The organism is Candidatus Palauibacter polyketidifaciens (assembly GCF_947581785.1).
Taxonomy (GTDB): domain Bacteria; phylum Gemmatimonadota; class Gemmatimonadetes; order Palauibacterales; family Palauibacteraceae; genus Palauibacter; species Palauibacter polyketidifaciens.
Window position 1 is genome coordinate 1 of the sequence record NZ_CANPVO010000029.1, and the last position, 7572, is coordinate 7572.

The window sequence follows — 7572 nt, forward strand, 5'->3', positions numbered from 1 at the left end:
CAAAGACCCTAAACCATTGCAGTATATGCAAGTTGCGAAATATCCGCAGAATAGCTCTGCTATTCTCCCTCGTCGCTCCTTGTCAGGCGAGCGCCTCGCCGCTCTCGGCGCTGACGCAGGGTTTTGCCACGGACTGCTAGTCTCCGAGCAGGTCCAGGATCGCGGACTTCGAGATCAGTTCCGAGAAGACGTGCGGCGTCTGGTCCGGACGGTAGAGCACGTAGAAGGGGATGCCGTAGCGGCCGAAGTCGGCCAGGTAGCGGCTGATCGAATCGTCGCGCCGCGTCCAGTCGGCCCGCATGGCGATGACGTCGTATCGCTCGAACGCCCCGGCCACTTCCTCCGTCTCCAGGAAGAGCGTCTCGTTGATCTTGCAGGTGAAGCACCAGTCCGCCGTCACGTCGACGAACACGTAGGTGCCCTCCGCCGCGAGTTGCTCGGCCCGCTCGCGGTCGAAAGGCTGCCAGGCGATCAGCCGGTCCTCCGGCGCGACGCCGATCATCGACGGACCCGCTTCGGATCGCCCCGCGGCCACCGTGGAGACGGCCACAACAATCAGCGCCGCCGCGGCAAACCCGGCGAGGCGGCGCGCCGCCCGCCCCCGCTGCGACCGGCTCGCGAGCCAGATCGCGAGGGCCACGGCCAGCAGCCCGATCTCGAAGAAGGCCACGCGCGGCGCCGACACCAGCCCCGACATGACGAAGAGGAGCCACACGAGCGTCGCCGCGAGCAGGAACCCCATCACCACGCGGAAGGTTGCCATCCACGCCCCCGGCCGCGGCAGCACCCGCCCCGCCGCCGGGAACGCCGCCAGGAGCAGGTACGGAGATGCCATCCCGGTGCCGATCGCCCCGAACATCGCGGCCGTGGTGACCGAGTCCTGCGTGAGCGCGAAGCCGAGCGCCGTCCCCAGGAAGGGGGCGGAGCAGGGCGTCGCCATCAGCGTGGCGAAGAAGCCGGTCACCAGGTGACCCGCGAGCCCCTCGGACGGACCCGCCGAGCCCACCTTCGCCAGCGTCCCCGGGAGATGGATCTCGAACAGTCCCCACATGTTGAGCGTGAAGAGCAGGATCACGACCGCGAGCGCCCCAACGAACACCGGCTCCTGGAACTGGATCCCCCAGCCCACCGCGACGCCCGCCGCGCGCGCCCCGATCGCCGCCCCCGCCAGCAGCAGGAAGGAGAGGACGATCCCCGCCGCCGTGGCGAGGCTCCCCGTCGTGAGCGCGCGCCTGCCCCCCTCCGCGCTCTTCATCAGCCCGAACACCTTGAGCGACAGCACGGGCAGCACGCACGGCATCGCGTTCAGGATCAGCCCGCCCAGGAAGCCCAGGAGCACGAACCAGAGGAAGCCTCGTCCCGCGCCCCCGATCTGCGAGGCGCCGCCGCCCGTCCCGGCTTCCGCCGCCGCGAAGAACTCCGGGTTCGCGACTTCGCCTCCGGCGTCGATCGTCAGTCCCACCGTGGCCGGCGTCGTCACCGGCGCGAGGCACATTTTGTCGTCGCATGCCTGGTAGGTGACGTTCGTCCGGATGGGGTACGTGCCGGTCGCCGCTCCCGCCGGCGTCGGCAGCACGGCCCGGATGAAGATCTCGCCCTCGTACACGGAGATGGCGGTGGGCGCGAACTCGAAGCGCTTCATCTCGCCCGCGGGATAGCGAGGCGTCTCCGGCGCCGGCCAGTCCGGCGGCGCCTCGATCTCGATCTCCGTCGCGATCAGGTAGTCGTAGGTCGGCTCGTAGCTGTTCGTGTGCCAGCCGTCCTCGATGGTGAGGCGCACCGCGAGGTCGGCGGCCTCGCCGGCGAGGTAGGCGGTGCGGTCGAGGGCGACGGCGATGTCTCCCTTCTCGAGATCGAACGCCCCCTGCCGGGGAAGCTGCGCCGCGCCCGGGTCCGGGAGGAGTGATCCGGCGAAGGCGGCGATCAGCGCCGCGCGCGCCGGCCACGAGCGCCGCCCTTCGCCGTGTCCGTCTCCGGCAGTCCGTAGTAAAAGCCCTGTCGCTGTCCTGCCTCTCGAACCGACCGTCATTCGTCCCGATCCCCCGAACTTGAGCTTCCGACCCACCGGCCGGGAAATTAGCCGCCCGGCCCCCGCGTCAAAACACCCGCCACCCCCGTGGCGATGGACGTCCGCGATGGACGTCCGCGATGCCCCCCCGATTGACGCCCCCGTTTACGGCGAACCACACTTGAAGGAACGAGGAACGTCCCGCGACACCGAAACCGGAGGCCGACATGAAACGCTGGGGTCTGCTGCTGCTGAGAGTGAGCACGGGGTGGCTGCTGGTGATGTGGGGGCTCGACAAGTTCGTCAACGTGGAGCACGGCCAGCGCGTGGCCGAGAGCTTCTATCTCGGGATCGGCTCGCAGGCGGTCGTCCAGAACGTGTTCGGCGGTCTGGAGGTCATCCTCGGTCTGTTCGTGGTGGCGGGCCTGTTGAGGAAGTGGGCGTACCCGGCGGCGTTCGTCGTCCTCCTCATCACGGCGCTCGCCGTGTGGCGGTCGATCCTCGATCCGTGGGGCTGGTTCCTCGAGGGATCGCAGGTCCTCTTCTATCCCTCGATCATCGTTCTCGCCGGCGCGATGGTCCTGTGGGGCACGATGGATCAGGACGAGCTGACGGTCGACGCCCGTATGGGCTGACCTGCTCGACCCGTCCCGGCGCGTTTCGAGGCGACGCGCCGGGCGGGTCGGGAATCAGCCGTGCTCCGGCTCGGGCCGGTGGACCCTGCCGAGCCGCCACATGCCGACGGCGACCAGCACCGCGACGATCGGCAGGCCGGCCGCCCCCGTGAGGACGATCAGCGAGGCCATCACGAAAGCGACCGCTGCGGCGATGAGGCCCGTGAGGAGCCAGCCGCCGAGCACGACCATGATGCCCGTCACGCGCTGCCCGCCGTCCGTGAGCGTCCAGGTTCGGTCCCCGAAAGAGGCGCCCATCGCGGCCATGAACGTGATGTACGTCGTCGACAGGGGCAGCCGGTTGGCAGTGCCGATGGAGATGAGCAGCGCCGCGACGGTCAGATTCACGCTGGCGCGCAGCAGGTCGTACGGAGGATCCTGCGGGTCCGGCGGGGGCGGCGCGGTCTGCGTCTCGATGTGCTCCCGGATCCTGCGCGGCGTGAGGCGCTTCGCGAGGAGGAAGCCGGAGTATCCCCAAGTCGCAATCGACGTGCCCAGCTTGCTGTCACGGAAGCGCTGTCGCGTATGGCTCTGCGCGGCGAGCCGGATCTCCGTGTCCGTCACGCGACGCGCCTTCCGGGACCGGGTGAGCGCCACGGCCATGATGATGCCTGCCGCCAGCAGCGCCCACGGCGGCGTAGGCACCCGGCCGGAGAGGTCGACCCCTTCCACGAGCACCGCCTGGAAAGCCGCGACCGACGGTCCGATGAAGTTGACGAGGTCGTTACCGGCGAATGCCATGGACAGCGCGCCCGTGCCGGTGAGGACGATGACGCCGACCACCGTCCTGGGCCGCTGCCGCAACCCGAGCGCAAACGCGCTCGACAGGACGAACACGCCGACGAGGATCAGGGCGATCTGCTCGCGCAGCATCGTCATTGTCTCCTCACCGAGAAGCGCGGCGCCCTGCAGACCCTTGAACAGCACGAAATAGGCCATCGCCGAGAACGAGACGCCGGTCCAGAGCCAGCCCCAGCGCGGAAAGCTCTCCTTAAGGTCGAATCCGTACAGGATCCGGACCAGCCACATGATGCCGGCCGCGCTCACGAAGGCGGTGATCACGGAGAGGAAGATCGCGGTGTAGATGCCGAGCACCGGCCCGGTGTTGATGACTGCCAGCGCCTCGCGGAATCCGCCCGGCGTGGTCCAGAGAGCGACCGCAATCGAGGCGCCCACGAGTTCCGACACGATCGACACCGTCGTGCTCGTCGGCAGCCCGAAGGTGTTGAACAGGTCCAGGAGAAGGACATCCGCTGCCATGACCCCGAGATAGAGCGCGAGGATCGAGGTCAGGATGATCGTCCCGTCCACGTTGGTGAAGAAGCTGGGGTCGAACACGCCGCGCCGCGCCACTTCCATGAGGCCGCTCGATGTGAACGCGCCGAGGAGGATCCCGATCGTGGCGATGATCATGATGAGGCGCCGCCGCGCCACCCGGGACCCGAACGCCGAGTTCAGGAAGTTCACCGCGTCGTTCGCGACCCCGACCCAGAGGTCGAAGGTGGCGAGTCCGAGAATCAGAAGCAGAGCAATCGTTTCGAACAATGGATCAACGCCTGGCTGGGGCTGCGGACGTCCGGACCCGGTGTCACCGCGAGGTGCTGCGCGGTGCTTGCAGCGCCAACCCTAAACCGATTTCGCCACGGGGCAAGCGTCGTGACGAGACTGTTACCTCAACGGCCTCCAGCCTCACCTTCGCCCAGTCGATCTGCGGCCTCCGGCGCCTCCCCGCCGTCCCGCCTCAGGAGCCGTCGCGCCGCCTGGATGTCGGCCCCGTCGGAGCGCTCGGCAAAGAACTCGGCCGTATACTGTTCCTGTCTTCGCGTCATGTTGGTATCCTCCGAAAATCACAATCCGAACGTGGGCACAACCTAATCAGACCCCAGGAGCTGAAATGCGGGTTCCCCCATTCCTGATGGAGCGGTGGCAGTCGACGTTCGAGCACCGCGTGGACTACAACCTTTCCGAGAGCGGCGTGCACCCGCTGACGCTGTCGGAACTGCTGGAACTCATCGACCTGGACCCGGGCGGCGTCCGCCTGGAGTACGGACAGAGCGACGGGTCGGATCCGCTCAAAGCCGTGCTTGCGGACCTGTACGAGGGCGCCGTTCCCGAGAACATCATCGTCACGACCGGCGGGGCCGAAGCCAACTATGTCGTGCTCTGGAGCCTGGTGTCAGCCGGGGACCGGGTCGTGGCTCTGGAACCGACCTACGGCCAGACGCCCGGACTGGCGCGAGGACTGGGCGCGGACGTCGTCTCGTGGAAGCTCGATGAAGCGCGTGGCTGGCAGCCTGCGCCGGGAAGCGCCGCGGAAGTCATCACGCCCGGGACGCGTCTCGTCATCGTCACGAATCCGAACAACCCGACGGGAGCCGTCCTCACCGGCGCGGCGATGGACGAAATCGTCGGCGCCGCCGAGGCGGTCGGGGCCTGGATTCTGGCGGACGAAGTCTATATCGGTGCGGAAGTCGAGGGCCCGGAGACGCCGAGCTTCTGGGGCCGCTACGACCGGGTGATCGTGACGGGCTCGCTCTCGAAGGCGTACGCGCTGCCGGGGCTCCGGCTCGGCTGGATCACCGCGCCGGCGCATATGCACGAAGAGTTCTGGGGCCGGAAGGACTACACGACGATCACGCCGGCCACGCTCTCGGACGTCGCGGCGCGCCGCGTGCTGAGCGCCGATGTGCGCCCCCGCGTGCTCGAAAGGACTCGCGGGATCATCCGCACCAACGTCTCCCGCGTCACCCGGTGGCTCGACGACCGCGGGGACCTGTTCTCGTACCGGGCCCCGGATGCCGGCGCGATCTGCTACGTGCGCTACGGCCTCGATATCAACTCGACGGAGCTGGCGGAACGGCTGCGGGCCGAGAAGGGTGTCCTTGTCGTCCCCGGAGACCACTTCGGGATGGACCACTACCTGCGGATCGGCTTCGGAAACCCGGCCGCGGAACTCGACGAGGGGCTCGACCGGGTGGCGGCCCTTCTCGAGGAGGCCTGCGCCGCGGTGGCATAGGGAAACGACAAGGGGTTCCAGGGTGCTGGCGACGGTCGAGATCGAAGTCAAGCTGACGGGAAGCGCGGCCGAGCTGTCCGCGGCGTTCGACGACCTGGGCGGACCCCGCCCGACGCGCGAACGACTGCTGACGGTCTACTACGACACGCCGGAGGGCCATCTCCGGCGTCGCGGTTTCGCCGTCAGAATCCGGAGCGGAAGCGGCTTCCGGGAACTCACGCTGAAGAGGGATGAGGGGGACGGGCTGACCCGCGGCGAGTGGACGTCGCGCCTTCCGCTCGCGACCCGCGAGGATCAGACGCCGCGGGCCCTTCGACTCCCTCCCGACGCTCCCGTCAACGACCTCGGGATCGCGGATGCCGGCGCGCTGCGCCCCACCTTCCTGACGGACATCGAGCGCACGAAGAAGGAGGTCCGGACGGGCGACGCCCGGGTGGAGGCGTCGCTGGACACGGGGCGGATCTCGGCGGGCGAACGCGAGGGGCGGATAGCCGAACTGGAGTTGGAACTGCTGAGCGGGCCGGTGGAGGACGTGCTTACGGGGGCGCGCGCGCTCCTGGAGAAGCGTCGCCTCAGGATCGGAACGCGCTCCAAGGCCGCGCAGGGCACGGATCTGCTTCTCGGCACGTCGTCGCCCGCCGTCCGGGCGACCCGGGTGAAGCTCTATCCGGCGGATTCGATCGATGGGGCGCTCGCAAAGGTCGTCCGCGCGGCGTCCATCCAGGCGACGGGGAATCTCGCTCCGGTTCTGGAGGGCGCGGACGCCGAAGGCATCCACCAACTGCGGGTCTCCCTGCGGCGGCTGCGTTCCGCGCTCCTCTTCCTCAAGCCCCATCTCGGGTCCCGCGCCGCCGCCCTGAACCGCGACGCCCGGCACGCGCTCAGGCGGCTGGGTCCGGCGCGCGACCTCGACGTCTTTCTGCTCGAGACGTTACCTCCCGTGATCGACGCAAACCCGGGCGCGTCCTCGCTGCCGCGGCTTCGCGACGCCGCACGGGAACGGCGCGACGCGGCCCACGAATCGGCCCGGAGGTTGATCCTGAGCCGGCGGTTCAACCGATTCATCCTGGACCTGCTGCAGGTGGCGCACGGCGGCGGACTCGTCGTGCAGGACGCGGGCGAGTCCCTCCCGAAGACTGCGAGACGCAGACTGAACGGCAGGTACCGGAGCCTGATGAAGGTGGCGAGCGGTTTCGACCACCTGAGCGAACCGGAGCGCCACCGGGTCAGGATCTCGCTCAAGAAGCTCCGCTACGCTTGCGACTACTCGCGGACCCTGTTTCCGGGGCCGGCGGTGGACACCTACCTCCGACGTCTGTCAGCGCTGCAGGACGCCCTCGGCCGCCTGAACGACGCGTCCGTCGCCCGGCGGATCTCGCAGGAGTTGGCCGCGGCCGATCGGCGTACGGCCGTGGCAGCGTCGCGGGTCGTCGACTGGTACGAGCGGTGGGCGTGCGACGCGGAGCCCGGCCTCGTCGAGTCCTGGCGGACCTTCGCCGCGACGGAACCGTTCTGGTAGCGCGCCCGCCCAGCGGGCTTCCCGACAGTTTCGGTACCGGTCAGGGGACGACGCGGGGTCCGAGCGAACGGCGGTGACTCCGCACGCCGCGCGCGAAGAGCAGCAGCGTGAGCAGGAGCGCCGCCCCGCCGATCAGGAGCCGCACCGGATTGTCCGAAACGCGGTTTCCGGGGTTGTCGAGCAGGGCGTCGAAGAGCGTGGGCGGATCGTACAGGACCCCGCCCTTGCCCACGCGGGAAACCGTCTGCGTGAGCGAAATGTCCAGCCGCGGATCGCTCTCGAGAATGAGAAAATCCCCCAGCTTTCCCGGCTCCAGCGTACCCCTCGAATCCTCGAGTCCGAGGTGGCGGGCCGC

Annotated in this window: 7 protein-coding genes; 3 read left to right on the forward strand and 4 right to left on the reverse strand. The window is 68.9% G+C overall.

The annotated features are described in order from the left end of the window. Nucleotides 1–136: 136 nt before the first annotated feature. Entirely contained in the window at nucleotides 137–2029 is a 1893-nt protein-coding gene (locus RN729_RS08295) for a thioredoxin family protein (RefSeq protein ID WP_310783588.1), read from the reverse strand. A gap of 206 nt (nucleotides 2030–2235) precedes the next feature. On the opposite strand from RN729_RS08295, the gene RN729_RS08300 reads away from it, so the two are divergent. Continuing rightward, complete coding sequence (locus RN729_RS08300) at nucleotides 2236–2643, forward strand: DoxX family membrane protein (RefSeq protein ID WP_310783590.1); 408 nt, start codon at nucleotides 2236–2238, stop codon at nucleotides 2641–2643. Between the two features lie 54 nt (nucleotides 2644–2697). Here the strand turns inward: RN729_RS08300 and RN729_RS08305 are convergent, their stop codons facing one another. Then, a complete protein-coding gene (locus tag RN729_RS08305) occupies nucleotides 2698–4227 on the reverse strand; it encodes an inorganic phosphate transporter (protein ID WP_310783592.1) in 1530 nt (509 codons plus the stop codon). A gap of 128 nt (nucleotides 4228–4355) precedes the next feature. Continuing rightward, the gene (locus RN729_RS08310; RefSeq protein ID WP_310783594.1) at nucleotides 4356–4511 is read right to left on the reverse strand and encodes a hypothetical protein; all 156 of its coding nucleotides are present in this window, start codon (nucleotides 4509–4511) and stop codon (nucleotides 4356–4358) included. A gap of 65 nt (nucleotides 4512–4576) precedes the next feature. Here RN729_RS08310 and RN729_RS08315 point away from each other — a divergent pair, with 65 nt between their 5' ends. Both RN729_RS08315 and RN729_RS08320 read left to right on the forward strand, forming a co-directional pair. Then, entirely contained in the window at nucleotides 4577–5698 is a 1122-nt protein-coding gene (locus tag RN729_RS08315) for an aminotransferase class I/II-fold pyridoxal phosphate-dependent enzyme (protein ID WP_310783596.1), read from the forward strand. A 22-nt stretch (nucleotides 5699–5720) separates the two neighbouring features. Beyond that, nucleotides 5721–7217: a CHAD domain-containing protein gene (locus RN729_RS08320; protein ID WP_310783598.1), complete on the forward strand. Its 1497-nt coding sequence runs from the start codon at nucleotides 5721–5723 to the stop codon at nucleotides 7215–7217. Between the two features lie 40 nt (nucleotides 7218–7257). On the opposite strand, the gene RN729_RS08325 is transcribed toward RN729_RS08320, so the two are convergent. Further along, nucleotides 7258–7572 (reverse strand): hypothetical protein (locus RN729_RS08325; RefSeq protein ID WP_310783600.1); only part of this gene is annotated, 315 nt, incomplete at its 5' end.

What these genes read in the sequence shown, in the direction of transcription:
- RN729_RS08295 (WP_310783588.1), bottom strand. Translation starts at nt 2,029, where the DNA reads ATGACGGTCGGTTCGAGAGGCAGGACAGCGACAGGGCTTTTACTACGG.
- RN729_RS08300 (WP_310783590.1), top strand. Translation starts at nt 2,236, where the DNA reads ATGAAACGCTGGGGTCTGCTGCTGCTGAGAGTGAGCACGGGGTGGCTG.
- RN729_RS08310 (WP_310783594.1), bottom strand. Translation starts at nt 4,511, where the DNA reads ATGACGCGAAGACAGGAACAGTATACGGCCGAGTTCTTTGCCGAGCGC.
- RN729_RS08315 (WP_310783596.1), top strand. Translation starts at nt 4,577, where the DNA reads ATGCGGGTTCCCCCATTCCTGATGGAGCGGTGGCAGTCGACGTTCGAG.